The organism is Amycolatopsis sp. lyj-112 (genome assembly GCF_046549055.1).
GTDB lineage: Bacteria > Actinomycetota > Actinomycetes > Mycobacteriales > Pseudonocardiaceae > Amycolatopsis.
In genome coordinates this window covers 1,364,797-1,389,253 of record NZ_JAJPWS010000001.1, presented here as the reverse complement: position 1 = coordinate 1,389,253, position 24,457 = coordinate 1,364,797, and the positions used below count along the sequence as shown (strand labels likewise).

The 24,457-nt window shown below is 69.4% G+C and carries 18 protein-coding genes; 9 read left to right on the top strand and 9 right to left on the bottom strand.

Annotated elements, in window-relative coordinates:
- Positions 1 to 4 precede the first annotated feature (4 nt).
- The gene (locus tag ACLJRL_RS06590) at positions 5 to 1,225 is read right to left on the bottom strand and encodes a cytochrome P450 (protein ID WP_410655078.1); all 1,221 of its coding nucleotides are present in this window, start codon (positions 1,223 to 1,225) and stop codon (positions 5 to 7) included.
- Positions 1,226 to 1,327: 102 nt separating this feature from the next.
- Here ACLJRL_RS06590 and ACLJRL_RS06585 point away from each other — a divergent pair, with 102 nt between their 5' ends.
- Positions 1,328 to 2,899: a diguanylate cyclase gene (locus ACLJRL_RS06585; RefSeq protein ID WP_410655077.1), complete on the top strand. Its 1,572-nt coding sequence runs from the start codon at positions 1,328 to 1,330 to the stop codon at positions 2,897 to 2,899.
- Between the two features lie 4 nt (positions 2,900 to 2,903).
- On the opposite strand, the gene ACLJRL_RS06580 is transcribed toward ACLJRL_RS06585, so the two are convergent.
- Positions 2,904 to 3,851 (bottom strand): phosphatase PAP2 family protein, encoded by a 948-nt coding sequence (locus ACLJRL_RS06580; protein WP_410655076.1) that lies wholly within the window; start codon positions 3,849 to 3,851, stop codon positions 2,904 to 2,906.
- Positions 3,852 to 3,961: 110 nt separating this feature from the next.
- Here ACLJRL_RS06580 and ACLJRL_RS06575 point away from each other — a divergent pair, with 110 nt between their 5' ends.
- The 4 genes from ACLJRL_RS06575 (at position 3,962) to ACLJRL_RS06560 (ending at position 7,425) form a co-directional block, all read left to right on the top strand.
- Entirely contained in the window at positions 3,962 to 4,654 is a 693-nt protein-coding gene (locus tag ACLJRL_RS06575; RefSeq protein ID WP_410655075.1) for a response regulator, read from the top strand.
- Positions 4,651 to 6,063, top strand: a complete 1,413-nt coding sequence (locus tag ACLJRL_RS06570; RefSeq protein WP_410655074.1) for an ATP-binding protein — start codon at positions 4,651 to 4,653, stop codon at positions 6,061 to 6,063. The genes ACLJRL_RS06575 and ACLJRL_RS06570 overlap by 4 nt, the downstream gene beginning before the upstream one ends.
- Positions 6,060 to 6,560, top strand: coding sequence for a hypothetical protein (locus ACLJRL_RS06565; protein ID WP_410655073.1), 501 nt, complete (start codon positions 6,060 to 6,062; stop codon positions 6,558 to 6,560). The genes ACLJRL_RS06570 and ACLJRL_RS06565 overlap by 4 nt, the downstream gene beginning before the upstream one ends.
- 196 nt (positions 6,561 to 6,756) lie before the next feature.
- On the top strand, positions 6,757 to 7,425 hold the full coding sequence (locus tag ACLJRL_RS06560) for a hypothetical protein (protein ID WP_410655072.1): 669 nt from the start codon (positions 6,757 to 6,759) through the stop codon (positions 7,423 to 7,425).
- A gap of 4 nt (positions 7,426 to 7,429) precedes the next feature.
- On the opposite strand, the gene rnhA is transcribed toward ACLJRL_RS06560, so the two are convergent.
- From rnhA to ACLJRL_RS06545, 3 genes are all read right to left on the bottom strand, one after another.
- Entirely contained in the window at positions 7,430 to 7,915 is a 486-nt protein-coding gene (rnhA, locus tag ACLJRL_RS06555; protein WP_410655071.1) for a ribonuclease HI, read from the bottom strand.
- A 43-nt stretch (positions 7,916 to 7,958) separates the two neighbouring features.
- Positions 7,959 to 9,149 (bottom strand): DNA polymerase IV, encoded by a 1,191-nt coding sequence (gene dinB, locus ACLJRL_RS06550; RefSeq protein ID WP_410655070.1) that lies wholly within the window; start codon positions 9,147 to 9,149, stop codon positions 7,959 to 7,961.
- A gap of 309 nt (positions 9,150 to 9,458) precedes the next feature.
- Entirely contained in the window at positions 9,459 to 9,749 is a 291-nt protein-coding gene (locus ACLJRL_RS06545; protein ID WP_410655069.1) for a hypothetical protein, read from the bottom strand.
- Between the two features lie 169 nt (positions 9,750 to 9,918).
- Between ACLJRL_RS06545 and ACLJRL_RS06540 the strand changes: the two genes are divergently transcribed.
- From ACLJRL_RS06540 to ACLJRL_RS06525, 4 genes are all read left to right on the top strand, one after another.
- Positions 9,919 to 11,187 carry an MFS transporter gene (locus ACLJRL_RS06540; RefSeq protein ID WP_410655068.1) on the top strand — a complete coding sequence of 423 codons (1,269 nt, stop codon included), beginning with the start codon at positions 9,919 to 9,921 and terminating at the stop codon, positions 11,185 to 11,187.
- A 323-nt stretch (positions 11,188 to 11,510) separates the two neighbouring features.
- The gene (locus tag ACLJRL_RS06535) at positions 11,511 to 12,740 is read left to right on the top strand and encodes a GGDEF domain-containing protein (protein WP_410655187.1); all 1,230 of its coding nucleotides are present in this window, start codon (positions 11,511 to 11,513) and stop codon (positions 12,738 to 12,740) included.
- A 255-nt stretch (positions 12,741 to 12,995) separates the two neighbouring features.
- Positions 12,996 to 14,180 (top strand): DUF222 domain-containing protein, encoded by a 1,185-nt coding sequence (locus tag ACLJRL_RS06530; protein ID WP_410655186.1) that lies wholly within the window; start codon positions 12,996 to 12,998, stop codon positions 14,178 to 14,180.
- Positions 14,181 to 14,554: 374 nt separating this feature from the next.
- Positions 14,555 to 20,041: a biotin carboxylase N-terminal domain-containing protein gene (locus ACLJRL_RS06525; protein ID WP_410655067.1), complete on the top strand. Its 5,487-nt coding sequence runs from the start codon at positions 14,555 to 14,557 to the stop codon at positions 20,039 to 20,041.
- Between the two features lie 87 nt (positions 20,042 to 20,128).
- Here the strand turns inward: ACLJRL_RS06525 and ACLJRL_RS06520 are convergent, their stop codons facing one another.
- The 4 genes from ACLJRL_RS06520 to ACLJRL_RS06505 all read right to left on the bottom strand — a co-directional run bounded on the left by ACLJRL_RS06520 (position 20,129) and on the right by ACLJRL_RS06505 (position 24,455).
- The gene (locus ACLJRL_RS06520) at positions 20,129 to 20,677 is read right to left on the bottom strand and encodes a bifunctional nuclease family protein (protein ID WP_410655066.1); all 549 of its coding nucleotides are present in this window, start codon (positions 20,675 to 20,677) and stop codon (positions 20,129 to 20,131) included.
- A 10-nt stretch (positions 20,678 to 20,687) separates the two neighbouring features.
- On the bottom strand, positions 20,688 to 22,424 hold the full coding sequence (gene ctaD / locus ACLJRL_RS06515) for a cytochrome c oxidase subunit I (protein WP_410655065.1): 1,737 nt from the start codon (positions 22,422 to 22,424) through the stop codon (positions 20,688 to 20,690).
- Positions 22,425 to 22,505: 81 nt separating this feature from the next.
- Positions 22,506 to 23,657 (bottom strand): glycosyltransferase, encoded by a 1,152-nt coding sequence (locus ACLJRL_RS06510; protein WP_410655064.1) that lies wholly within the window; start codon positions 23,655 to 23,657, stop codon positions 22,506 to 22,508.
- Positions 23,658 to 24,455 carry an alpha/beta fold hydrolase gene (locus ACLJRL_RS06505; RefSeq protein WP_410655063.1) on the bottom strand — a complete coding sequence of 266 codons (798 nt, stop codon included), beginning with the start codon at positions 24,453 to 24,455 and terminating at the stop codon, positions 23,658 to 23,660.
- Between the last annotated feature and the right edge of the window lie 2 nt (positions 24,456 to 24,457).

Sequence of the window (24,457 nt, the reverse complement as noted above, 5' to 3'; positions counted from 1 at the left end):
CCGCCTACAGCTTCACCGGCAGGTTGTGCAGCCCGCGAGTGATCGCGCTCGGCCACCAGACGAGCCGGTTTTCGGGCACGGTCAGCGTCATCGACGGCGCGCGATCGAACAGCGTCTCCAGTGCCGCGGCCGCCTGCATCCGGGCGAGGGCGGCACCGATGCAGATATGCGGCCCGAGCCCGAAGGCCACGTGCCGCACCGTGCGCTCCCCCGGCCGGAACGCGAGCGGTTCCGGATGCACCTCCGGGTCGCGATTGGCCGCCAGCAACGACAACAGGATCGCGTCGCCCGCCTCCATCCGCTGTCCGGCCAGTTCCATCGGCTCGGTGATGAAGCGCCAGCTCGTGTTCTGCAGCGGGGTGTCGCGGCGCAGGACCTCTTCGATCACCAGCGTCAGCTGCCCGCCGTCTTCGCGGGCGCGGGCGGCCTCTTCCGGATGCGTGATCAGGGTGAGCGCGGTGGAGGCGATCAGGCTGATCGTCGTCTCGTGCCCGGCGATCAGCGACAGGAACGCCGTCGCCGCGACCTCTTCTTCGGTGAGCTTCCCGGCGGCCTCCTGCGCGAGCAGGTCACTGATCAGGTCCGCGCCGGGTTCGGCCCGTTTCCGCGCGACGACATCGGCGAGCAGCCGGTCCAGCTCGTCGGTCGCCTTGAGCATCGACGGCATGTCGGTGACGTCCCCGGCGGCGACCACCAGTGCCGGCGGGCGGACGTCGTCCAGCAGCTCGTCGGGGATACCGATCAGCTCACAGATCGACCGGATTCCCAGCGGGTAGGCGAAATCCTCGACGAGGTCGCCCTCACCACGCTCGATGATCGGGTCGAGGAGTTCGTTCGCCAGCTGATGGGTGCGGTCGCGCAGGTGCTGGAGCCGTCGCGGACCGAACGCGCCGGCGCACGCCTTCCGCAACCGCGCGTGCTCCTCGCCCTCGACGTTGTTCATATGCCCGATCAGCGTCTGCCGGTGATCGGCGGGCAGCCCGAGATTCGCCTTGCGCCAGTGTTCCGTGGCCACCGACGGGCATTTGGACAACCGGGGGTCGGCCATCGCGGCGACGACGTCCTCGTGCCTGGTCAGCAGCCATGTCCAGGTGTCGCCGGGCAGCTCGAGCCGGTACGCCGGGGCGTTCGCGCGCAACCACTCGTAGGCGGGCGAGGGGTCCCGGTCGAACTCGGGGCCGAACATCACCGGGCCCGCTTCAGCGTCATATGCGGCATCAGGCATACGAATCACCCTGCCAGCTCCTGGCCCAATCTCTTCCGGCGAACGCAGGCATTGCCCTGTCTCACGCGATCGTCAACGCGGTCCCCCTGTCACCCTCTTGTGGTGACCAGCAAGATCGAGGCGGGTGCGGTGCGTAACGAGCGGGAGGTGGATCTCGTCAACGAGTTCGGACTCCGAGACGACCTGAAAGCCGTCTTGCCCGATCGCGACGCGGACGTGGAGCGGCCCGCGGGCTCGCTCCGCCGGTTCGCCGACACGGTCGGCCTCGCCGCCGCGCGTGTGTGGCGCCTGCGCAGTCGTGCGTGGAACACCCTGCGGCACCCGGCGGGCTGGGAACTGTGGCGGCTGCCCCCGACGGCGGTCGTCTGGATGCTCGGGACCGAGCTCGCCGTCGCGGGCTGGGCCCTCTACAGCGGTTTCAAGGCCTCCGCCACGACCGCGGACCTCGTCCGGTTCGCCGTGATCGCCGGCTGCGCCATCTGGTACCTGATCCAGACCCAGCACCCCGAGGAACAGCGCCGCGCCGACGACCGGCGGGGCGAGCACATCGACCAGACCGCGGTCTGGCTGGGCAGCGCGGCCGTGCTGCTGCCGCCCGCGTACTCGCTCGCGCTGCTGCTGATGGTGCGCGTGCAGCGCTACTCCATCGCGCACAAGGCGATGACGACGTTCCTCTTCACCACCGCCGCGCACGCCGCGTCCATCCTCGGCGTGCACACGATCACCGAACTGACGTCGCTGCACACCTGGCTCGAATCGGGCACGTTCCCCCAGCAGCCACGCGACATCGCGTTCGCCGCCGCGGCGCTGGTGGGCGCCGCGCTCTGGTACTTCACGTCGCAGACGCTGCTGATCAGCATCGCGCGTGGCCTGGCCTGGGGCGGCTGGCGACGGCAGAAACTCATCGGCAGCTGGACCGACAACGCGGACTTCGTCTACGCCCTGCAACTCGCCGCGTGCACCACGATCCTCGGCGCCGTCAACATCGCGCTCGTGCCGCTGGTGATGATCGGCGTCGCGCTGCGGTCGACCCGTCTCTCGCAGGCGCTCGCCGACACGATCGCGCGCAGCCAGCGCGACCGGAAGACCGGCCTGCTGACCGAGGACTCGTTCCACGCCCCGGCGGCCCTTCGGCTACTCGAAGACCAGACCGACCGGCGGCCGTCCGCGTTCCTCATGCTGGACCTCGACCACTTCAAGCAGTGGAACGACAAGTACGGGCATTCGGGCGGCGACATCGTGCTCGGCTGCGTCAGCGCGGTGCTGCGGCACAACACGCGTTCGAGCGACGTCGTCGGGCGGTGGGGCGGCGAGGAGTTCGCGGTGCTGCTGCCGGACACGAGCCGCGAGGAGGCCAGGCGGATCGCCGAGCGGATCCGGGAAGCCGTCGCGAACGCGGCGATCACCGGGCTGACGGAACTCGCCAGCGGCCACGCCACCAACGAACCCCGCGCGGTCGGGACGATCTACGGCTGCACGGTGTCGATCGGGGTCGGGCTCTCCCCCGAGCACTCGACGGACTACGGCGAGCTGTTCCGTACGGCGGACTCGGCGATGTACGAGGCAAAGCGGGGTGGGCGGAACCGGGTGGTCGTCGCTCCTTCGGCACCTCCGGAGCCTCCCGCGCCTCGGGCTCCTTCGTCGCCGCTGAGCCAGGCCCAGCCCCGCAATTAGTCCTCTAGTGGCGGGTCACGAGGCGAGTCTCGAGCAGATCGTCGACCACGCGGGTCTCCACACCGGAGCGCCGTTCGAACGCGGATCCACGCAGCGGCCACAGGGTGACCAGCACGATCCCCACCGCGGCCAGCGCGGCGAGCACCAGGGCGGCGACGAACTGGGCGGCGCCGGCGGTCGCCGTGCTCAGCACCGCGAACCCGATCAGCACGATCCCGGTCGGCAGGACGGCGGCGAGGGCGACCAGTGCGGCGGGCGTGCGGCGGAGGTCGCGGCGCCGGGTGGTCAGCCACGCCGCGAGGAGGCAGGCGAACGACGCACCCAGCAGGCAGGCGCCCGCGGTGTCGCTCAGCCGGTGCCAGCCCAGCGCGATCGTCGACGACGCGACCCACGCGACCACGATCCCGCCCAGCCCGATCATCACCGGACGGAAGCGTTGGGGCAGAACGAAAGCGAGTGCCATCAGGATCGCCATCGAGGCGCTGACGTGTCCACTCGGGAAACTGTTGTGCCCGGGCCCGGAGCCGCCGTCCGGCAGTTCCGGCCGCACCAGCACGTACAGCTTGAGCAACTGGGCCACGATGAGCGGCAGCACGAGCACGCTCAGCGCGGGCACGAGGAGGCCGGGTTTGCGGCGGAGCATGGCGAGCACGATCAGCACCAGCACCGAGGCGCCGATCACCAGCACCATGTCCTGGTCACGCAACGGCCCCGCCCAGTCCATTGTGGACCAGCGGCCGGACTGCGCGCTGCGGACGACGCCGTTCTCCGCGAGCTGGCCGGCCGAAGTGTGCACGAAAAGCACGTAGGTCACGACGAACGCGACGGCCAGTCCCAGTCCGGTGGCGAGCTGGAAGGCGGCCCTGGACAGGGTGAGCCTGGTCTCCGCGTGCCGCCCGGGCAGCGGACGGTGGGCGGGGGTCGGTTTCGTTTCGTGGAGGAGTACGGCCATGCATCTCACTGTCCCCACGCCGTTTCGCCGTGAGGTCCGGACAATGTCATGGTTCTGCTACAAGATCGGGCCGAGTCGCACACTCGCCGCGCCATCCGAATAATGGCGGCGTGGCAAGTGTCCTTTTGATCGAAGACGACGCATCTGTGCGGGAGGGTCTGGAACTCGCGTTGCGCCGCCAGGCGCATACCGTCCACGCCGCCGAAAGCGGTGAGCTCGGACTGGAGAAACTGCGGGTGTACCAGCCCGACATCGTCGTGCTGGACCTGATGCTGCCCGGGATCGACGGGTTCGAGACCTGCCGCCGGATCCGCGCGGCCGGCGAGGTGCCGATCATCATGCTCACCGCCCGCAGCGACGACTTCGACATCGTGGCCGGCCTGGAGGCGGGCGCCGACGACTACGTGACCAAGCCGATCGAGCCCCGGGTGCTCGACGCCCGGATCCGCGCGGTGCTGCGGCGGGCGGTGAGCGAACGGCCCGCCAGCGAGGAGGGCTCCGCCGCCGAACGGCACGGCGGCCTGGTCATCGACCGGTCCGGGCTGGTGGTCACGAAGAACGGCGTGCCGGTTTCGCTCACCCCGACGGAGCTGAAACTGCTGCTGGAGCTGTCCCGCACCCCGGGGCAGGTCTACAGCCGCCAGCAGATCCTCGCCGCCGTCTGGGACCACGACTACCTCGGTGACTCGCGGCTGGTCGACGCCTGTGTCCAGCGGTTGCGCGCGAAGATCGAGGACGTGCCCGCGAAACCCGACCACGTGCAGACAGTCCGCGGCTTCGGGTACCGGTTCGGCCGTTCATGAGGGTGCTCTCCGGGCTGCGGCCCCGGCTGATCCTGGCCTTCGCGGCGATGACGCTCATCGGGGCGGCCGCCGCGGCCGGCGCCAGCTACGTCTCGGCCCGCAACGCCATCCTCGAGGCCGTCCAGGACGCGGCGATGAACCAGCTGAAGGACCGGGTCGCCACCTATGGCCGCCCGCTGTCCGTGCCACCGACGCAGGAACAGCTCAACGACTTCGCCGGCAGCCTGCGGCTGAACGCGGTCGCGGTCTACCGGGACACGCGGTCGGTCAACGGGCCGGACCTGACGACCTTCTCGCCCGAAATGAAGGAGATGGTCACCAGCGACGACCGGATCCAGTTCCAGCGGCTGGTCCGCGACACCTTTCCCGAACTCCTGGTCGGGATGCCGGTCCTGACCCGGCAGCCGAACGGGTCGATGGGTCCCAGCGGGATCCAGGTGTACTCGCTGACCTCGCTCGGCCAGCAGCAACAGGCCATCGAAGAGCTCGCGAAATCCGCCTGGCAGATGGCCGCGCTCGCCCTGCCGCTCGCCGCCGCGCTCGCCCTGCTGGCGGCCAGACAGGTACTGCGGCCGGTGCGGGCGCTCAACACCGCCGCGGCGCAGCTCGGAGCGGGCAGGCTCGACGTCCGGCTGCCCGCCAAGGGGTCCGACGAACTGGCCGAGCTGGTCACGACGTTCAACAACACGGCGGCCGAGCTGGAACGCACGGTCGGCGAGCTGAGAGCGATGGAGTCCGACGCCCGCCGGTTCGTGGCCGACGTCTCTCACGAGCTCCGCACCCCGCTCGCGGCGATGAACGCGGTCACCGACGTGCTGGACGAGGACGCCGAGACCCTGCCTCCGGACACGGCCGTCGCGGCGCGGCTGGTCTCCGGCGAGACCCGCAGGCTGACCAGGCTCGTGCAGGACCTGGTCGAGATCTCCCGGTTCGACGCGGGCCGGGCCGAACTCGTCACCGACGAATGGGACCTCGCGACGGCGATCCGGGACAGTCTCGACGCCCGGGGCTGGCGCGATGGCGAGGACCTGGTCACCGACCTGCCCGAGGGCGTCCTCGCCCAGGTCGACCGGCGACGGCTCGACCTGATCGTGGCCAACCTCGTCGGCAACGCGCTCCGCCACGGCGCGGCCCCCGTCGAGATCCGTCTGAAGGCCCACACCGGCGGCATCACGGTGGAGGTCGAGGACCACGGTCCCGGGATCGACCCGGAGATGCTGCCGCACGTGTTCGACCGGTTCACCAAGGCCGACACCGCCCGCGCCCGGTCCGAAGGCAGCGGGCTGGGCCTGGCGATCGCGCTGGAGAACGCGCGCCTGCACGGCGGCGACATCACCGCCGCCAACACCGGTCAAGGCGCCCGGTTCGTCCTGAGCGTCCCGCACCGAGCCGAAGGGGTGACGCGATGAGGAAGGCGTGCGTTCTGGCGGTCTTCGCGGCCACGGCGCTGGTGGCGGCCTGCGGTGTCCAGCCGACCGGTGTCGTCGAGGCCGGTCCCGGACCGTCGATCCGCCCCACCACCGGATCGGCGGTAGCCGTCGGCGGCGTGACGTTGTACTTCGTCTCCGAGGGCCGGGTCATCCCGGTGACACGGCCGTCCGACGGATTCATCTCCCCCGAAGGCGCGCTCATGTTGTTGTTGAAGGGACCGAGCGAACAAGAGGCCGCGCAAGGCTTGACCACCTTCGTGCCGACCGAGGTGGGCGGGATCGGGGTGTCTTCGGGCGATCCGGGGTACATTTCGCTGCCGTTCAGCCCGCGGAAAATGTCCGGACAGGCCGTCAACCAGCTGGTCTGCACCGCGATCGCGGCCTATTCGGCGATGGGACGGACCTCGTCGGCCCCCGGCATGAACATTATTTCCCCGGACGGGGAGACTTACTTCCAAGCCTGCAAATCCGGCTGATTTCGTCACTCACAGTGCTCGGACAAAAGCACTTCTTGTGTCTGTACGGACGCGAGCACCCTTTGGTTCAACGATCAAGGTAACTGTGGGCGACAACACTCCGGCGTGACATTGCCGTGTCCATTTCGTAATGTTGCCCGGAGCTCGCGGCCCCCGACGCGAGTTCCCGTCCCCGAAGTGGTGAGTGATCAGAGAAATGGCCGGCAGACATCGCAAGACGAAAGCTCCGCAGTGGAAGCTCCCCGTAGGTATCGCGGCAGCCGTCGCCACGGCGCTCCCGGCGTCGATGTGGCTGACCACCGCAGGTTCCCCTGACGTCGAAGCGGCCAGTGCCGCACTCGCGCTGCAGGCTCCCCCGACCTCCAGCGTGACACCCCCGCCGTCATCCAGCAGCACCCCGCCTCCCTCGACGACCCCGCCCCCCTCGACGACCGCGGCTCCCCCCAAGCCGACGACGTCGACCAAGGCCCCCGCCCCGGTCAAGAAGACCGTGCCGGCCGCGACGGCGTCGTGTTCGACCAGCCTGTCCGGCACCAAGCCGCACGTGGCCCAGGTCGGCAACCACATCAAGGCGAAGTTCGGCGTCGACAACATCGGCGGGGTCGCCGGCCGCGCGAACGCCAGCGACCACCCCTCCGGCCTCGCGCTGGACTTCATGGTGGACACCTCCACCGGCAACGCCGTCGCCGACTACATCCTGGCCAACCAGAAGGACTTCGGCGTCACCTACGTCATCTGGCGCCAGCGCTACAACGACGGCAGCGGCTGGGACACCATGGAGGACCGCGGCGGCGCGACCGCCAACCACATGGACCACGTCCACGTGTCGTTCTCCAAGAGCGCCAAGGTCAACGTCAAGTGCTGAGCCACTAGCGACGTCGAGCGGACCGTTCGCCGGGCTGGACCACGGGTCGGCCCACGACCTCTTCCACGCCTTTGACGGCGAGCCGGTCCGCTCGCTCGTTCTCCGGATGCCCGGAGTGGCCCTTGACCCAGTGCCATTCGACGTCGTGCTGCGAGGCGGCTTCGTCGAGACGGCGCCACAGGTCGGCGTTCTTGACCGGCGTCTTGGCCGAGGTCACCCAGCCGTTGCGCTTCCAGTTCTGCACCCAGCTGGTGATGCCGTTCCGGACGTAGGTGCTGTCGGTGTAGAGGTTCACCGTGACGCGGCGTTTCAAACTCTCCAGCGCCTCGATGGGCGCTGTGAGCTCCATCCGGTTGTTCGTGGTCGGGCCGAGTTCCCCGCCGTAGATCTCCTTCTCGACCGTGCCGTACCGCAGCAACGCACCCCAGCCGCCGGGGCCGGGATTCCCGCTGCACGCACCGTCGGTGTAGATCTCGACCGAATCCGTCACCGGGTCACCTTAGCGACGGCGCCCGATCGGTCAGGCAAGCACGTCAGTCCGGCAGCAGTGGCACCCAGGGCTCCTCGGCCTGCCCGAGATGCACGGCACGGGTGATGGACTTCGAGCCGAAGCGGTCCCGGACGGTGTCGAGCGTCGAATCGAGCGCGTCCCTCGGCTTCGCGTCGAACGGCAGGGCCAGCTGGATCGCGTCGTCCTTCGACAGATTCGTGAGCGCGAGGCCGATCAGCGTGAGCCCGCGTTCGTCGATCAGCGGTCTCGCCGTGGCGAGCAGGTCACGGGCCGCGGCGACGATCGCGGCGTTCTGCTCGGTGGCCTCCAGCAGGGTGTGCGACCGCGTCGCCTTGGTGAAGTCGGCGAACCGCATCCGCAGCACGACCGTCCGGCACACCCGGTGTGCCGCGCGCAGGCGCCGGGCGAGGCGATCGGCGAGCGTCAGCAGGGTCGCGTCGAGTTCGGCGGGCGAACGCGGCCTGCTGCCCAGCGCGCGCTGCGCCCCGATCGACCGGCGACGGCGACCGGTCTGCACCCGCCGGGGATCGTCGTTGTGGGACAAGGCATGCAGATGGGCGCCGACCCCGCTGCCGAGCATCCGCACGAGTTCCTTCTCCCCGAAGCCCTCCATCTGCCCGACCGTCGTGACGCCGCGCTCGTGCAGCTTCCGCGCGGTCACCTTGCCCACGCCCCACAGCCGCTCGACCGGCAGCGGATGCAGGAACTCGAGTTCGCCGTCGTGCGGTACGACGAGCAGGCCGTCGGGTTTCGCGACGCCGCTGGCCACCTTCGCGAGGAACTTCGTCCTGGCGACGCCGACCGTGATCGGCAGGCCCACCTGCTCCAGGACGTCCCGGCGCAGTTTCGCGGCGATCTGGCTCGGCGTGCCCGCGATCTTCAGCAGGCCGCCGACGTCGAGGAAGGCCTCGTCGATCGAGATCCCCTCGACCAACGGCGTCGTGTTGTCGAAGACCTCGAAGACCGCCTTGCTCGCCTTCGAGTACGCGGACATCCGCGGCGGCACCACGATCGCCTGCGGGCACAGCCGCCGCGCCTGGCCGCCGCCCATCGCGGTGGCGACGCCGTACGCCTTGGCCTCGTAACTGGCCGCCAGCACGACGCCGCCGCCGACGATGACCGGCCGCCCGCGCAGGCTCGGGTCGTCCCGCTGCTCGACCGACGCGTAGAACGAATCCAGGTCGGCGTGCAGGATGGGACCCTCGGTCGTCATAGAACATATGTTCGCATCAAGTGGTCGAACGGCCAAGCCGCCGGAGTCTCGAATCGACACGCGCACGGAGGAGATCGGTCACCGATCGTCCGCCGCCGAGGGCACCCGGATCGCCTCGATCTGTTCCGGCACTGTGGATGCAGGAGAATCTGGCGCGCGACCTGAGTCTGGCCGACATCGCCGCGCGGGCCGGGCTGAGTACCCGGAAGTCGGTTTCGGTTCCCCCACGTCGTTTCGCGACCGGTTCAAGCGGACCACCGGCGTCAGCCCCACAGTTACCGGCGAGCTTTCCGATGAACGGAAAAGAAATCAGGCGACGAGCGAAAGAGCGGATTCAGCGGCGCGCACGCGGGCTTGTTCCGCGAACCGCCTTCGGGCGACGACGACTCTGAGCCATCGTTCCGAGCGCTCGGCGTCGAGATCCGACGTCGCCCGCGCGAGCACTTCGGCGGCGTGCGCGGCGGATTCGATCTCCGCGGCGGCACCGAGATAGTCGCCCGCCTCGATCAGTTTGTAGGCGTGCCGCATTTCGGTCTGCGCGGTCGAATAGATGGCGTAAGCGGTCAGGTTGTTCGCCAGCGGACCCAGTGAATGCGACATCGGATTCTCCGTTCCTTCGCGGTTTCGTTTCCCTTATCTACTGACACGTCGAACGGAGCCGCCACGGTTCGACATCCACCGGGATATTTTTCGAACTTCTTCGGACCGGAAGTCTGGAGCCGGACCTGAGGGTTGCGTAAAGTGGCCGCTTCACGACAGCCTGAAGCGCATGCCAGCCCGAGCGGCGTCGTTCCGCAGCGTGTTCGCGGTCGCCGAGTTCCGCCGGATCTGGCTCGCGCATCTCCTGTCCGTCGCCGGGGATCAGCTGGCCAGGGTCGCGCTCACGGTGCTGGTGTTCGACCGGACGTCGTCCGCGGGATGGGCGTCGGCGGCCTACGCGCTGACCTTCGTGCCCGACCTTCTCGGCGGCGCGCTGGGCGGCGTCGCGGACCGGTTCTCGCGACGCACCGTGATGGTGGTGGCCGACGTCGGCCGCGCGGCGCTGATCGCGCTGATGGCGGTGCCCGGGCTGCCGCTGCCCGCCGCGGCCGCGCTGCTGTTCTTCGTGCAGCTCATGGCGGGCCCCTTCTACGCGGCGCGCCAGGCGATGCTGCCGGACCTGCTCGACCCGGACCGCCTCGTCGTCGGCCAGGCGATCATCTCGTCGACGTATCAGGCCGGGCTCGTGCTGGGTTTCGGCGCGGGTGCCGCCGTCGTGACCGGGCTCGGGGTGCCCGGTGCGCTGCTGATCGACGCGGCGACGTTCGCGCTCTCCGCGGTCATGCTCCGCTTCGGGCTGAAGCGGTACCCGCCCGCGGCGCCGCGTCACCACGCGCGCCCGTCCCTGGTCGCGGGCTGCCGTCTGGTCGCCCGCGACCGCAAGCTGCGGTGGCTGCTGGTCATCGCGTGCTGTTGCGGGTTCTACGTCGTCCCCGAGGGCCTCGCCGTCCCGGTCGCCGCCGAACTGGGCGGTACCGGCGCGCTGCCGTGGCTGCTGGCGGCGAATCCGGTGGGTTCGGTGCTCGGCGGGATCCTGCTGAGCCGGATCCCCCGGGCACGGCAGGTCCAGGTGCTGGGCGCGCTGACGGTGGCGAGCAGCCTGGTGCTGATCCCGACCGGCTGGGCGCCGGGCCTGGTCACGATCGTTGTGCTGTGGACGGTGTCGGGAGTGTTCTCCGCACACGACATGATCACCCAGACGCAGTACAGCCTGGCCGCGCCGGCCGAACACCGCGGTCAGGTGATCGGCGTCGCGATCGCGGCGCTGCGCGCGGCCCAGGCGGTGGGTATCGCGGCCGCCGGGCTGCTGGCCCAGGTCCTCGCGCCGACCACCGTGGTCACCGTCGCGGCGCTCGCGGGCGTGGCGGTCGCCTGCGTCGCCGCAGTGGGGTGGTCAAGGACGGTGCCGCCCCGCCGAAGCTCCGAAGACCACGCTGATCACGGAGATCCCGTGGGTCCGGTCGGCGGGACGACACCCGTTGGCGAGCAGGGTTCCTGACCCGGCCGGTTCATCACGTCCAGTTGTTGTCACGCCGAGTGGTCCAGTTGTTGTCCCGCATGCCGTTCACCTCCCTCGGAATAGCGACGAATCTGGCAAAACACTCACCAGTTGTTGTCCTGCATCGGAACACCTCCCACGTTTTGGTTGGGCTGTCCGGGGGAATTCGGCGCCGTGTGTCCGCTCGTCCGGACAACGACGGTCTCGGCAGTCGCGGTTCTATTACGGTGTAGATCACCGACGGAAGAGGGTGTGTGGACGGACGACTCGGCAGCGCGCGGCGGTGGCTCGGTGCCTGGCACCTGTGGAGCCTGCCGCGATCCGTGCGTACCTACGTCCTGGTCGTGAATCTCATCGCAGTCCTCTCGACCGCCGCCACGGCTTGGCTCGTCCCGATCACCGGCACCGATCTCGTGCGGTTCGGTGTCCTGACCCTGTGCGCGGCCATCGCGATCGAAGGCACCCGGCAGATCGAACGCCAACGGGAGTACGACCGGTCGCCGTCGGTCGCCTACGTCGACACGAAAGCGGTCTGGAGCGTCGCCGCCGTAATCGCGCTGCCGCCGGTTCTGGCCGCCGCGATGGTCGTCGTGACCTACACCATCGCATGGTCACGGATCTGGCCACACCAACGACCGGTGCTCCCCCATCGGTGGATCTTTTCCGCCGCGACGGTGCTCTGCGGCACGCAGGCCGCCGTCGTCGTCCTCAGTCTCGGTATGCGGCACTACCCCGGCGCGCCCGACTCCGGGATGCTCGCCGGGCTGGGTGACCTCGCCGTCATCGTGGTGGCGGCGGCCCTGCGCTGGGCGATCAACACCGCGCTGGTGATGATCGCGATCTCGCTGTCCTCGCCGCCGAAGTCGATCGGCGAGCTGTTCTCCGGGTTCGGCGACCAGATCCTCGAGGCGGGCGCGCTCGGCCTCGGGCTGGTGACGGCCGTGGTGCTCGTCCAGGCCAACCCGCTGGTGCTGATCGGGGTCGTGCTCGCGCTCGTCGCGCTGCATCGCGGGCTGCTGCTGACCCAGTACCGGCGTGACGCGCATACCGACGCCACCACCGGGCTCGCCACGAAACGCCGCTGGCGCCAGCTGGCCGAAGAGCTTCTCGGGCGCACACGCGCGGGCCGGAAGCTCGGCGTGCTGTTCCTCGACCTCGACAATTTCAAGACGATCAACGACACCTACGGCCATCCCAACGGCGACCTCGTCCTGCGCGCGGTCGGTGACGCGCTCGGCGCCGAGATCCGCGATCAGGACGTCTGCGGACGCTGGGGCGGCGAGGAATTCGCCATCGTCATCCCCGACGTGCACAGCGAGGAGAACCTGCGCCAGGTGGCCGAGCGGATCCGGCACCGGGTGTCGGCGGTTTCGGTCGTCCTGCCCGATCGGGACACGGTGCTGACCGATCTGACGGTGTCGATCGGCGGTGCGCTGTACCCGGCCGAAAACATCACCAGCGTCGACGATCTCCTCGTCGCCACTGACACCGCGCTGTACCGGGCGAAACAGGGCGGCCGCAACCGCGTCGAACTGGCTCCGCCCGCCCAATAGACTCTTTCACCGGTGTCCCGGCAGGGGCACTGGCGATCACCGGCGCGGCCGTGTCACTCGTCGACGGCCTGCCGGTACTCGCGGTGTTTGTGGAGCGAGCTGCGGAATTACTACTGAGGCTTGGGGCGTTGCCGAATTTCGGTAACGGCTTTCGAGTGGCTGGAATTGTCGGTGGCCGGTTGTAGGTTTGATCTTGTGGACACACACAGATCCGCCCCCGTGGCGCTACTCGAAGACCTCACCCAGCCGAGTCTTCTGGAGGACATCAACGCATCCCTGAATTCGTTGGACGACAACGATTCCGTCGCTGTTGCTGTCGCGGCGTCCGCTGGGATCGCGCGTCTGGAAGCAGTCCGGTTCCGCGCCATAGCGCAGCTGAGCCGACACCGCGATGGCGTGGGCAGTGTCGTCCAGGAAGTCGCGTTCGCGTTGTCCGTTGTGGACGGTCATGCCACCGGGCTGGTCACGACCGCCCAAGCACTCGCCACCCGACTGCCCCGCACCCTGGACCTGATGGACCAAGGCCACGTCAGCGGCTTCGGTGCCACCAAAGTCGCTGCGGCCACCGCGTGGCTGTCCGACGACGACGCTCTCGCCGCGGACGCGCTGCTTGAGGATCGTTTGCCGGACAAGAACACCGACCAGATCCGCAAAGCCGCCAACCACGCCGCCATCACCATCGACCCCGACGGCGCCACCAGACGAAGCGAACACAGCCGCGCGGGCCGACGTCTCGTCGCACGTCAAGGCGACGCCGGAGTCGCCTCGATCGAGATCGAAGACGGACCCGCCGAGAAGGTCAACGCCGCCTATCTGCGGATCAACCGGGAAGCCCACGCCCTCAACACCTCCGCAGAGACCCGCACGCTGGACCAGCTCCGCGCGGACGTCGCACTCGATCTCCTGCTCAGCGGACAAGGCGGCACCAGCGAACGCGCGGAGGTGTTCCTTTATCTGGACCTCAACACCTACCTCGGGTTGAACGACAACCCGGCTGAGATGGCCGGGCACGGCCACATCCCCGCAGCTCTGGCGCGGTATATCGCGTCCGGGCCGAACACGGTGCTGCGCCGGATCATCACCGACCCGCTGTCGGGCCAGGTCAAGGATTTGGGCCGGGATCGGTACCAGCCGACAGCCGGGCTCGACGAGTTCGTCCGGGTACGGGACCGTGAATGCCGAAGACCCGGCTGCCACAGACCCGCCCAGGCCTGCGACATCGACCATTCCACACCGTGGCAATTCCACGGCAACACCGACGCCGCCGACCTCATCGACCTCTGCCGCCGCGACCACCGCCTCAAAGACACACCAGGCTGGAACTACCAGCTCGCCCCTGACGGAACGTTGACGATCACCACACCCACCGGACAAAACCACACCAGCACGCCTCCACCACTCCACGAACCCCGCATCGACGACGAAGCACCACCGTTCTGAGCTGTTGCCGAAAAACGGCAACGCCCTTTGGCGGCCGAGCCGCCCCACGTCGCCTCTCGACACGCACACCCCCACCCGGCCGCCGATGAAACCGGCGTGAACACCTGGTGACAGCTCTCGAACCTGCGCGTCACCCCCTCCCCCACCCAGGGCGCCCGATTGTCCACTTCATGACGTCATCCACCCCCTCAGCGGCGTGGGCCAGGCCACTTTTTGGCGGGTTCCTACAAGACCCGGCCCTCGGCATGCGTCACCGGCGACATTCTCGTACCGGCCGGTAGGAGGCAGGCTGTAGGCAGGTGCAGGCGACCGTTCCGCGCGCGATCCGGCGGAATGTCGTCTGCTGTGTGCTGTGTACTTGGGAGGCTCAGTCGGTGTTCAGTCGTGTCGCCATCGTCAACCGCGGAGAGGCCGCGATGCGGCTCATCCATGCCGCCCGCGAACTTTCCGCGGAGACCGGGCAGCGGATCGAGACCGTCGCTCTCTACACCGATGCGGACCGGTCGGCGACGTTCGTGCGGGAAGCCGACATCAGCTACAACCTCGGCCCGGCGTCGGCGCGTCCCTACTTGGACTTCGCGGTGCTGGAGCGGGCGCTGACCGAGACCGGGGCCGACGCGGCCTGGGTCGGCTGGGGTTTCGTGGCCGAGGATCCCGCCTTCGCCGAGCTGTGTGAACGGATCGGTGTCACCTTCATCGGGCCGAGCGCGGACGCGATGCGCAAGCTCGGCGACAAGATCGGCGCGAAGCTGATCGCCGAAGAGGTCGGCGTGCCGGTCGCGCCGTGGAGCCGCGGCGCGGTCGCGGATCTCGATGCCGCCATCAAGGCGGCCGAGGAGATCGGCTACCCGCTGATGCTCAAGGCGACCGCCGGCGGTGGCGGGCGCGGCATCCGCGTCATCACCTCCGCGGACGAACTCGAAGACGCTTACGAGCGCACCAGCCTGGAGGCCGAGCGCGCCTTCGGCAGCGGCGTCGTCTTCCTGGAGCGCCTGGTCACCGGCGCGCGGCATGTCGAGGTCCAGGTCATCGCGGACGGCCAGGGCACCGCGTGGGCCCTGGGCGTCCGCGACTGCTCGGTGCAGCGCCGCAACCAGAAGATCATCGAGGAGTCCGCTTCCCCGGTGCTGAGCCTCGAGCAGGCCGACGAGCTCAAGCGGTCCGCCGAGCGGCTCGCGCTCGCGGTGGACTACTGCGGCGCCGGCACGGTCGAGTTCCTCTACCACCCGGGCGACAAGCTGTTCGCATTCCTCGAGGTCAACACCCGCCTCCAGGTCGAACATCCGATCACCGAGCTGACCACCGGCATGGACCTGGTCAAGGCGCAGCTGCACGTCGCTTCCGGCGGCAAGCTCGAAGGCCCGCAGCCCGCCGAGGCCGGACACGCCGTCGAGGCGCGGCTCAACGCCGAGGACCCGGATCGCGACTTCGCGCCCTCTCCCGGCCGTATCGCCCGCTTGGACCTGCCCGCGGGCCCCGGCATCCGCGTCGACACCGGCGTCAGCGAAGGCGACACGATCCCGGCCGACTTCGACTCGATGATCGCGAAGATCATCGCCTACGGCCGCGACCGCGACGAGGCGCTCGGCCGTCTCCGCCGCGCGATGGCGCAGACCACGGTCATCATCGAGGGCGGCGCGACCAACAAGAGTTTCGTGCTCGACCTGCTCGGCAGGCCCGAGGTGGTCGACGGCAGCGCCGACACCGGCTGGATCGACCGTGTCCGCGCCGAGGGCGACCTGATCACGCACCGGCACTCGGCCATCGCACTGGCCGCGGCCGCAATCGAGGCTTACGAAGACGAGGAAGCCGTTGAACGCCAACGACTTCTCGCCACCGCGCACGGCGGCCGCCCGCAGGTGCAACACGAGAGCGGCCGTCCGCTCGACCTGAAGCTGCGCGGCGCGGCCTACCGGGTGAGTGTCGCGAGGATCGGCCATCGCCGCTTCCGGGTCGGCGTCGGCGCGGCCAACGGCGACGCCCACCTCGCCGATGTCGAGGTCGACCGCTTCGACGAGCACACCGGCCAGATCACCGTCAACGGCACCAGGTTCCGCCTGGTCACCGGCACGCACGGGCCGATCCACCTGGTCGAGGTCGACGGCGTCACGCACCGCATCAGCCGCGACGAGGGCGGCGTCGTCCGCTCCCCCGCGCCCGCGCTCGTCGTCGCGACGCCGCTCGAGGTCGGTGCGGAGGTCGAGGCAGGTGCCCCGATTCTGGTGCTGGAAAGCATGAAGATGGAGACGGTGCTCCGTGCGCCCTTCCGCGCGAAGCTGCGCGAGTGCGTGGTTTCGGTCGGCAGCCAGGTCGAGACCGGCGCGCCGCTGCTGCGGCTCGAACCGCTGGCGGACGAAGGCGAAGAGGTCGCCGAGGACACCGGCAGCGTCGAGATTGAGCTGCCCACCGCGCCGGACGGCGCGTCGCCGCAGCGGCTCGCGCGGGGTCAGCAGGATCTGCGCAGCCTCCTGCTCGGCTACGACGTCGACCCGCACGACGAGCGCCGTTCGCTCAGCACCTACCTCGCCGCCCGGTCCAAGCTCGACGACAACGGAGACCGCCCCTTGGAGGGCGAGGTCGAACTGCTGACCGTGTTCGCGGACCTCTCCGAACTGATCCGCAACAAGCCGGCCGGTGAAGAGACCAAGACGGACACCCGGGTGCACAGTGCCCGCGAGTTCTTCCACACCTACCTGCAGAGCCTCGACGTCGAGCGCGCCGGCCTGTCGGAGTCGTTCCAGAACAAACTCAAGAAGGTCCTCGGGCACTACGGCGTCAAGGACCTCGAGCGGACCCCGGAGCTGGAAGAGGCGGTCTTCCGGATCTTCCTCGCCCAGCAGCGCACCGCTTCCGACGTCGCGATCGTGACGGCGCTGCTGCGGCTGTGGCTCACCGAGGCCCCGCCGTTCGAGTCGATGCGCGAACCGGCGGGCAAGGCGCTGGAGCAGCTCATCGCCGCGACCCAGCTCCGCTTCCCGGTGGTCGGCGACCTCGCGCGCAGCGTGGTGTTCCGCTGGTTCGCCCAGCCGCTCCTGCGCCGCACCCGCGCGGAGGTCTACGCCGAGGTCCGCAGGCACCTGCGCCACCTCGACCAGAACCCCGCCTCGCCGGACCGCGCCGAGCGGATCGCGAGCATGGTGGCCAGCGCGCAACCGCTGGTGCGCCTGCTCGGGCAGCGGATCGGCCGCCCCGGCACCGACCACACCCCGCTGCTGGAAGTGCTGAGCCGCCGCTACTACGGCAACCGCGCGCTCACCGGCGTCCAGCCGGTCACCGTGGGCGGCTGCACCTTCGTCACCGGCGACTACGCCGACGACGGCGAGCGGTTCCACATGGCCACCACGGCCGTCGACCGCGCCGGGCTGCCCGGGGCGATCAAGGCCGTCGCCGACCTCGCGGCCGGGCTGCCCGCCGACACCGATGTCGAGGCCGACCTGTACCTGACCTGGGACGACGCCTCCGCCGACGACGACGCGATGGCGGCGGGCCTGCGTGAGATCCTCGCGGCCGAGTCGCTGCCCAGCCGGGTCCGGCGGATCACCACCACGGTCGCCGGGCACAGCGGCGCGGTGATGCACCACCACTTCACCTTCCGGCCGTCCTCGACCGGGTTCACCGAAGAGCGGCTGATCCGCGGCCTGCACCCGCTGATCGCGCAGCGGATGCAGCTGCAGCGGCTGGAGAACTTCGACCTCACGCGGCTGCCGTCGGGTGACGAGGACGTCTACCTGTTCAAGTGCGTCGCGCCGAAGAACCCTTCGGACCAGCGGCTGGTCGCGCTGGCGCAGGTCCGCGACCTGACGCCGTTGCGCGACAACGACGGCAAGCTGCTCGCGCTGCCCGCCGTCGAAGGCACGCTGGCCGCCTGCCTCGACGCGATCCGTGAGGTGCAGGCGAAGCTTCCGCCGAAGAAGCGCTTCGACACCAACAGGATCATGCTCTACGTGTGGCCGACCAGTGAGCTGTCCGGCGACGAGCTGAACACGGTCGCGCAGCGCGTGCAGCCGTCCACCGCGGGCGCGGGCCTGGAAGAGGTCCAGTTCCTCGGCAGGCAGCGTGACCGCACGACCGGCGACCTCACCGAAATCGCCGTGCGGATCGGCTACGACGTCAGCGGCGGCGTACAGATGTCGCTGGCCGAGCCCACCACCGAGCCGATCGAACCGCTCGACGACTACCGCCAGAACGTCCTGCGCGCCCGGCGTCGCGACACGGTGTACCCGTACGAGCTGACCGAGATGCTCGGTTCGTTCACCGAGTACGACATGGACGACAGCAACACGCTCGTCCCGGTCGACCGGCCGAAGGGGCGCAACAAGGCGGCGATCGTCGCGGGTGTGGTCACCACGCCGACCGAGCGCTACCCGGAAGGCGTCAAACGTGTCGTGCTGCTGGGCGACCCGACGAAGGCGCTCGGCGCCCTGTCGGAGCCGGAGTGCTCGCGGGTGATCGCCGCGCTGGACCTCGCCGAGCGGCTGCGCCTTCCGCTGGAGTGGTTCGCGCTGTCGGCCGGCGCCCGGATCTCGATGGAGTCCGGCACCGAGAACATGGACTGGGTCGCGGCCGCGCTCAAGCGGATCGTGCACTTCACCCAGGACGGCGGCGAGATCAACATCATCGTGGCCGGCATCAACGTCGGCGCCCAGCCGTACTGGAACGCCGAAGCGACGATGCTCATGCACACCAAGGGAATCCTGGTGATGACGCCGGATTCCGCGATGGTGCTGACCGGTAAGCAGTCGCTCGACTTCTCCGGTGGCGTGTCGGCCGAGGACAACTTCGGCATCGGCGGCTACGACCGGGTCATGGGCCCGAACGGCCAGGCGCAGTACTGGGCGCCGAACCTCGCCGCGGCCCGCGACGTGCTGATGTCGCACTACGACCACACCTACATCGCGCCGGACGAGACCGGTCCGCGCAAGGCCGTCACCAGCGACCCGATCGACCGGGACGTTTCGCCGTTCCCGCACGCGGCCGTCGACAGCGACTTCACCACCGTCGGGCAGATCTTCTCGCGGGAGTCCAACCCCGACCGCAAGAAGCCGTTCGACATCCGCACGGTGATGCGCGCGCTCTCCGACCAGGACCACCCGGTGCTGGAGCGCTGGCCGGGAATGGCCGACGCGGAAACCGCGGCCGTGCAGGACGTCCACCTCGGCGGGCGGCCGGTCTGCCTGCTCGGCATCGAGTCGCGTTCGGTGCCGCGCCGCGGCTTCCCTCCCACCGACGGCCCGGACACCTACACCGCGGGCACCCTGTTCCCGCGGTCGTCGAAGAAGGCGGCGCGGGCGATCAACGCGGCCAGCGGCAACCGGCCGCTGGTGGTGCTGGCGAACCTGTCCGGCTTCGACGGCTCGCCGGAGTCCATGCGGAAACTGCAGCTGGAGTACGGCGCGGAGATCGGCCGGGCGATCGTCAACTTCGAGGGCCCCATCGTGTTCTGCGTGATCTCGCGGTACCACGGTGGCGCGTTCGTGGTCTTCTCGAAGGCGCTGAACCCGAACATGACCGTGCTGGCGCTGGAGGGCTCGTTCGCCTCCGTGCTCGGCGGCGCACCCGCCGCCGCGGTCGTGTTCTCCGGTGAGGTCAACGCCCGGACCGCGGCGGACCCGCGGGTGCGGTCGCTGTCGGAGAAGCTCAGCGGAGCCTCCGGCGCCGAACGCGCCGCGCTGGCCGCGGAACTGGCCGACGTCCAGTCGTCGGTGCGGGCCGAGAAGCTGGGCGCGGTCGCGTCCGAGTTCGACGGCGTGCACAGCATCGAGCGCGCGGTGAAGGTCGGTTCGGTGGACGCGATCATCCGCGCGGCCGAACTGCGGCCGCGCATCATCGAAGCGGTCGAGCGAGGCTTGGCGAAGCAGTAGTAGTCGCCCCAAGAAGTGCTATGAACGACTCGTTACTTGCAAATTTTGCAAGTAACGAGTCGTTCATAGCATCCGGCGTCAGGGGAGTCAGGGGTTCGGCTTCGGGTCCGGGGGTGGCGGTTCACCGAAGTCCTCCGGCACGATCCGGTCCAACGCCGCCCGGAACTCCTCGACCTCCCGTTCCTGATCGACAGGGTCCGACGAGAGGGACGGCAGTTCCGCGTCGGGCCCGCTTCCCACGATCTCGACCCGCACCGAGGCGACGTCGAGCACCGAGTCGTCCACCTGGATCGGGACCTCGGCGCGCAACCCGATCGCGACCGCGTCGCTCGGCCGCGCCGAGATCCGGATGCCGGAATCGAGCACCAGGTCGGCGAAGAAGATGCCGTCCCGCAGGGCGGTGACCTCGACCCCGATCACGCGGTGCCCGAACGATTTCACCACCTGGCCGATCAGTTCGATCGTGCCCGGCCGGGGCAGCTTGATCTTCTCCTGGGCGAGCGCCACCGCGCTCGCCTCGGGGCCGCCGATCGTGATCGCCAGCCAGCGGCGGTCGCCTTCCCGTTCGCGCAGCAGCATCACCGGTGCCGCTTCCGGAGCCAGTACGGCCATTCCCTCGACTTCCATCGGGACCATGTGCGGTACCTCATTCCCTTTGTCGGTCAGAGCCGTCCGCCAGCACCTTTTCTTTGCGCTGTAACGGGTTCAGGTGCCCCTCGGCGCGGAGCCGGGGGACCATGTGCGGGTAGTGGAGTTCGAACGCCGGCCGTTCGGACCGGATCCGAGGCAGGTCGTGGAAGTTGTGCCGCGGCGGCGGACAGGTCGTCGCCCATTCCAGGGAGTTCCCGTATCCCCACGGGTCGTCGACCTCGACGACCTCCCCGAACCGATAGCTGCGGACGACGTTCCACACGAACGGCAGCACCGACGCGCCCAGCAGGAACGCGCCGATGGTGGAAATCGTGTTGAGCGTGGTGAATCCGTCGGAGGTCAGGTAGTCGGCGTAGCGGCGCGGCATTCCTTCGTTGCCCAGCCAGTGCTGGACGAGGAACGTGGTGTGGAAGCCGATGAAGGTGGTCCAGAAGTGCAGCCTTCCGAGGCGCTCGTCGAGCATCCTCCCGGTCATCTTGGGGAACCAGAAGTAGATTCCGGCGAAGGTGGCGAAAACGATGGTGCCGAACAGCACGTAATGGAAATGCGCGACCACGAAATAGCTGTCGTGCACGTGGAAGTCCAGCGGCGGCGACGCGAGGATGATCCCGGTCAGCCCGCCGAGCAGGAACGTCACCATGAACCCGATCGCCCACAGCATGGGCGTTTCGAAGGTCAGCTGTCCCTTCCACATCGTGCCGATCCAGTTGAAGAACTTGATCCCGGTCGGCACCGCGATGAGGAACGTCATGATCGAGAAGAACGGCAGCAGCACGGCGCCGGTGGCGAACATGTGGTGCGCCCACACCGCGATCGACAGCGCGGTGATCGCGATCGTCGCGAACACCATGGTCTTGTAGCCGAACAAGGGTTTCCGGCTGAACACCGGGACGATCTCGGTCACGATGCCGAAGTAGGGCAAGGCGACGATGTAGACCTCAGGATGGCCGAAGAACCAGAACAGGTGCTGCCACAGGATCACCCCGCCGTTGGCCGGGTCGAAGACGTGGGCACCCAGCCGTCTGTCCGCTTCCAGGGCGAACAACGCGGCGGTGAGGATCGGGAACGCAAGAAGGATCAGGATCGTGGTGAACAGGATGTTCCAGGTGAACAACGGCATCCGCCACATGGTCATCCCGGGCGCGCGCAGGCAGAGGATCGTCGTCAGCATGTTGACGCCGCCGAGGATCGTCCCGAGCCCGGACACGATCAGGCCCATGATCCACAGATCGGCGCCCACCCCTGGCGCGTGCGCGGCCGCCGAGAGCGGGGTGTAGGCCGTCCAGCCGAAGTCCGGCGCGCCGCCCGGGGTGATGAACGCGGTAAGCGTCATCGTGCCGCCGAAGAGGTACAGCCAGTAGGAGAACGCGTTCAGCCGGGGGAAGGCGACGTCGGGTGAGCCGATCTGCAGCGGCAGGATGTAATTGGCGAAGGCGAAGAGGTTCGGGGTCGCGTAGAGCAACAGCATGATCGTGCCGTGCATGGTGAACAGCTGGTTGTACTGCTCCTGCGAGAGGAACTGAAGCCCCGGCCTGCCGAGTTCACCGCGCATCAGCAGGGCCATGAACCCGCCGATGAGGAAGAACGCGAACGAGGTGCCGAGGTAGAGCAGGCCGATCGTCTTGTGATCGGTGGTGCGCAGCACGCTCAGCAGCACGCTGCCTTTGGGGCCGCGGCTCCTTCCGCCGAATCGGACGGCCTGGGGTTTGTGCGATGTCTTGACTGTGGTCATGGCGACTCCCAGCACGACGACACACCTTCGGAGAGCAGGTACCCCTCCAGGAGAGTCCCTACACCCGGCGTTTTCAAGCGGCTAGGCGAGTAAGTTCTCCAAGTGGTCGGCCGCGGTCGCCGCGCCGCCCGCCGTCCGGAACGAGGCGCCGACCTTTTCGGCGGCCGCCCGGTAGGCCGGCTCGTCGAGCACCCTGGTCACCGCGTCCGCGACACGGTCCGGTTTCGCCCGGCCGAAGCGCAACCGGATCCCGGCTCCCGCGTCGACGACCTGCCCGGCGACGATCGGCTGGTCGTCCCGGATCGGCGCGACGACCAGCGGCACACCGTGCCACAGGCTTTCGCAGACGGTGTTGTGCCCGGCGTGGCATACGACGGCGTCCACGCGCTCCAGAAGCGCCATCTGGGGCACCTGCGGCACCACGAGCACCTGGTCTCCCGTTGACCCCACGGATCCGACACAGCCGCTGGGATCGGCGATGACGGTCCTGATCCCGTCGACCCGCGAAAGCCCCTTCGCGGCCGCGTTGAGGAAGTCTCCGGCGGCGTCGGCGTTCGCGGTCCCGAGCGTGACGAGCACCGTCGGCACGGCCGGGTCGAGCCACTCCCACGGGAACTCTCCGGTGGCCGCGCGGCCGCCGATCGACGGCCCGACCAGCCGGACCCGGGACGGCAAGGTGGCCGGGCCGAGCAGTTCCCTCGTGGTGAAGGCGAGGACGCCGTGCGGGGACATCCTGGGGTCGGCGGGGCCACCGTCGATGCGCGCTCGCAGGCCGTCGAGGAGGTCGTCGAGCCAGGCCACCACCTTCGGCATCCCGGCCAGCGGGTCGACGAGTTCCGCCGACGTCGTCGCGGAGGTGACCCACGTCAGGCCGAGCCCGTCGGCGACGAGCCCGCCCGCGATGGCCTGCTGGTCGGCGACCACGACCTGCGGCCGGAACCGGCCGATCGCGGCGCGGACGCCCGGCGCCATCGCCTCGGCCAGCGGGATCAGGAACTCCTCCCACAGGAACCGGAACGCCGCCGGCCCCTTGAGACTCGCGTCGCGCTCGGGAACGTCGTCGGGGACCGCGCAGGGGAACACCTCGGCGTCGTCACCCGCGAGCCGCCGGATGATCTCCGGCTGCCCCGCCCAGGCGACCCGGTGGCCGCGAGCGGTCAACGCGGCCGCGACGCCCACCGCCGGGTTCACATGCCCGACCAGCGGTGGCGTGACGAAGAGGAATCTGCCCATTCAATCGACTCCGGCGGTCGCGCGCGAGTGCTCCCGGACCCAGTCGAGGATGAGCCCGGACGTCTCCGCGGTGCGCTCGACGAGCACCGAATGTCCCTGATCGGCCAGGACGACCGTCCGGCAGCGGGCGAGGTTCGCCTCCAGGTCCGGGACCTGGGCGGACAGCCCGGAGAGGTCCCCGAACAGCGCGAACACCGGACAGTGCACCGCCGAGAGGTCGTCGTCGATGGTCCGGCTCAACGGGATGTCCTCGGCCAGCGTGGTGGCCGCGAGGATCTTGAACGCCGACCGCGAGAGCCGGGCGGTGTGCGCGCCGTGGTTCTCGGCGATCCAGCCGATCACCTCGTCGTGGCCGAGCCGGGTCTTGGCGTCGGTCAGCCCGTCGGCCATATGCCCGGCCCAGGCCCGCACCGGCGGTTCCGCCTCGATCGCGATGACACTGGCGACGCGCTCGGGACGCGCGGCCGCGAGCCCGAAGGCGACCGAACCGCCGAACGAATTCCCGACCACGTGCACCGGCCGGTCGATGCCGAGCGCGGTCAGCAGGCCGTCGAGGTCGGCGACGAACTCCTCGAGCCGGTAGCCCGTGCCGGGCCGCGTCGTGCGCCCGTGGCCGCGAAGGTCGTACATGACGACGTCGATCCCCTGCGCCGCGAACGACGGCCCGAGCGTGAAGTAGTAGCTCGCCAGGCTGTCGGTGAGGAGGCCGTGGACGAACACCACGACCGGCGCCTCCCCCTCCGCCGGACCGAGGCGCTGGACGTGGACGTCGAGATCGCCGACGCGGACCTTGGCCATCC